Source organism: Coprococcus intestinihominis, assembly GCF_040096555.1.
Lineage (GTDB): Bacteria > Bacillota > Clostridia > Lachnospirales > Lachnospiraceae > Coprococcus_A > Coprococcus_A intestinihominis.
The window spans coordinates 1-807 of record NZ_JBBMEK010000501.1 but is presented as its reverse complement, the minus strand read 5'-3'; the positions used below and the strand labels follow the sequence as shown (position 1 = coordinate 807).

Genomic DNA, 807 nt, shown 5'->3' with positions numbered 1-807 from the left:
AGGAAGCGGCAAAGCCTGACCCAGATGCTGATTATGTGGACGATGACGAGGACTATGGGTACGATCCGGAGTTTGAGGACGACGATGAAGATAGCTCCGTCGATGAAGATGATAATGAACCTGTGTAAACAGGATAGGCTTGATGCCTGGGGCAGCCTTCGGGTTGCCTTTACATAGTTTCCGCTTTCAAAAAATAAAAAAATTTGCGTTTTTGAAAGTGACATCTTGCATATACTATTAGCAGACAGTATAATAAGTACAGCGAAGCGGTTTCGAGAAATGAAAAAACTTCAATTTTTGAAAGCGGGTGACTATATGAAAACAATCACGAGAGCAAAATATCTCGATAGAATCATTGAACTGAATGGTACTCCTGACATCAAGATCATCACGGGCATTCGTCGATCTGGTAAGTCCAAATTGATGCAGGCGTATATTGCGTATCTGAAAAGCAATTTTGAAAACATCAATATTATCTTCATCGACTTCATGGATTTGGCGTATGAAGAAATCAAGGAATACCATGCCTTACACGCCTATGTGGAAGAACATTATCAGGAAGGAAAAACGAACTACCTGTTTGTAGACGAGGTTCAGATGTGTCCCAAGTTTGAGTTGGCAATCAATAGCCTGTACTCTAAGGGAAAATACGACATCTATGTAACAGGCTCTAATGCTTTCCTGTTGAGTGCAGATCTGGCAACTCTGTTTACCGGACGCTATATTGAAATTCATGTGTTTCCTTTCAGCTTCCAGGAATATTGCCAGTATTATGATGATATTAGTGACAAAGATAAGCTCTTTGAT

At 40.4% G+C, this 807-nt stretch carries 1 protein-coding gene; it reads left to right on the top strand.

Annotated elements, in window-relative coordinates:
• Positions 1-279: 279 nt before the first annotated feature.
• A partial coding sequence (locus WMO25_RS18485) for an ATP-binding protein (protein ID WP_349086725.1) occupies positions 280-807 on the top strand: 528 nt, incomplete at its 3' end.